The 2,693-nt window shown below is 32.9% G+C and carries 1 protein-coding gene and 2 pseudogenes; 1 reads left to right on the top strand and 2 read right to left on the bottom strand.

Annotated elements, in window-relative coordinates; all coding sequences use genetic code 11:
• Positions 1 to 268 (top strand): annotated as a pseudogene (locus B2S90_RS09385) (MurR/RpiR family transcriptional regulator); the annotation flags it as partial.
• Here the strand turns inward: B2S90_RS09385 and B2S90_RS09380 are convergent.
• Positions 250 to 1,665, bottom strand: a complete 1,416-nt coding sequence (locus B2S90_RS09380) for an ROK family protein (protein WP_278779336.1) — start codon at positions 1,663 to 1,665, stop codon at positions 250 to 252. The pseudogene B2S90_RS09385 and the gene B2S90_RS09380 sit on opposite strands and share 19 nt — an antisense overlap.
• A 138-nt stretch (positions 1,666 to 1,803) precedes the next feature.
• Positions 1,804 to 2,693: pseudogene (locus tag B2S90_RS09375) on the bottom strand (hypothetical protein); the annotation flags it as partial.

Raw genomic sequence — 2,693 nt, 5'->3', positions numbered from 1 at the left:
ACCTCATGTAGAAGATTTCATCCGTGTGATGAATAAGAACCAGGTGACAACTGTTCTTATTTCTTCTACTAAAGAGAGTGAATTATCTAAACTTGTTGATTATCATCTCTATTTTGCCTCTTATGAAGATTCAGAAGAAAAGATTGCATCTTTTTCTTCAAGAGCTTCACTACAGTTCTTATTAGATTGTTTATATGCATGTTATTTTAATAGAGACTATGAAAAGAATATAGACTATCGTATTGAACACTATATAGAACTCTCATAGTTCTGTGTTGTACTTAATATCATAGTCCCAAGAAGAATATATTCCTGCATGTTATCTACTTTGGTAATAGGCGGAATATATTTTTTTGGTATAAGAGTGGCCATTTCTTCATATAAAGGAAGTATATGGGGAATAAAGTCACAATAAAGAACAAGTTCTTCTGGACTTAATAGACTGATAATAGAAACAAGAGTACGTGATACAACTTCAATACATCCTTCAGGAGACATACTGAGTGTCATTTTATCTTCTGTTAAATCCAAAGGAAGAAATTGTACTTCTCCTACCAAGTTATGCATACCATGTAGTAGGCAGTTATCCACAATAATACCTGCACCACTTATTGCATGTACAGGCTGGAATAAGAAAGCCAGTGAACTTACTTGATCTTGTGAAGAATAATAACCGACAGCCGCTGCATTGACATCATTACATATACATACAGGCAAATGATAACGTTCAGTGAGGACATCTTCTAATCTCTCTGGTGTTTCCCATCCGACTAAACTTGTAGAAGACACATAACCATCATCAATAATACCTGGAGTCGCAATACCAATATAACGAATACGTGGATAATGAAGACGGGCAATATCAATAATGTCACAAATATCCTGAAGATTAACTACAGGTTTAATCACTTCGTTATCTAATAGTATTTCTTGATTCTTATCATATACACGATAAGCAACATGAATGGATTGTTTATTACGGAAAATAGAGAGAGCTAATGTCTTATGTTTAATTTCTACATCCAACATAACAGGTAAAGGAATCTTCTGATCAGATTGGTTCTTTTTAATCTCTAATGATTCTTTCACAAGTGTAAAGATGGCTTTTACATCATATTTCGCAAATACTTCAGGTGGTACATTTAAGACAATTTTATCTTTAAGAATATCACATGCTTTAGCATGTAAATAAGAAATCTGTGGTGCTAAGAGAACGACATCATAATCTTGTGCTACATAGTATAAATTATTATAACCACTTGCTTCTGTCACATAAGGAAGACTCATTAATTTAGAGGCTTCATTCATCTTCATCGCAAAATAGCTGGTTGTTAATCCACCACTACAGCACAACAATATCTTAACAGTAGGTGTATCACCAATATGCTTCATATAATGAGTGAGTTCTCTAAATAACTTTATTGCATGATTCAATGTTTTCATCTGGAAATGTAGATAATATTCAATCTCACCAGATTGTGTATTTGTTGCTTTAAACTCTATGATATTCAATGGATTAAAGACAATTTCAATATCAGCATGCTTATTATAGAAATGAATCTCTGTATAGTCTTCATTCACTTTTGTTTCAAAGTCAGGCACTTCCTGCAATAGAATCCATTTCGCAAAGAGTATTGTATAAATATCACTTAAGAAATCATCCATGAATATCACCTCCATGTTCATATTTTAACATACTCACAATCTTTAAATACAGTAACTCTTGAAATATGGAAAATATATATCATATAAGCTANNNATTAAAGCTGATAGAAATGAAAAGAACCTTGCGAATGCAAGGTTCTAGATATCCATCTCAAAGATGAATTTAGTATTTGTGATATTGTTTCCTGATAGACCACTATAATGGTCTTTTTCTTTTAACTTCTTAATTGTAGTTATATCAGTGATCTTTTGAATACCTTCCTGATCAAATAGACGCATTCCCTCAGATAAGCTTTTTGCACCCGTTACAAGCGTCTGGTATTGTTGAGAAAGTTCATTCCCAGCCTGGCTTAACTCTGATAAGCTAGAAGATAATGTCTCTAATTGTTTTGATACAAGACTTTGAGAAAGCAATTGTGAGAGTTGTTCTAAACTCTTCTTATTTTGTATTAAGCTTTCCTGAACACCTTCACTGATTGCTTTATTGACTGCTATACGCTGTTCATCTGTGAGATCAATATTATTTATTTTAGATTGAATTAATTCTGTAGGATTATTCATAGAAGATATTAAGTTTTTAATGAGTGCCTGTGTAGATGCGTCATATTGTTTAGAACCTTCTAACAATGCATTGGCTCCTTCACTTACTTTTGACACATTGGACATATATGTATGAAGGTATTGTCCATACGTTGTACATCCTGCCAGTAATTGGATTGAACATTCAACTAATTTCTGTGCTGATTGATTTAATTGCTCCGTTGTCTTCGTGAGTTCACTTAAGTCTAAATCTTTAAATACACCATCAGTAAATACAGTACTCATATAGTCACATTGGAAGTTCTTGATCTTCATAGTCACTTCCATAGAATTCTTAAATGGTTCATAACCAGGACATCCTAATCCGACAATAGCCTGATATTCATCCATCAACATACTTTTCCTATTCTTTACTTCAATATTCTCTCTGACTGTTAAGTTAGGAATCAAATTATACATCTGGAATATCTGACTACTCCCACGGGCAA

This window comes from Catenibacterium sp. UBA627 (assembly GCF_002299355.1).
Classification (GTDB): domain Bacteria; phylum Bacillota_I; class Bacilli_A; order Erysipelotrichales; family Coprobacillaceae; genus Catenibacterium; species Catenibacterium mitsuoka.
The sequence above is the reverse complement of the archived record's forward strand: the minus strand, read 5'-3'. Positions and strand labels throughout refer to the sequence as shown.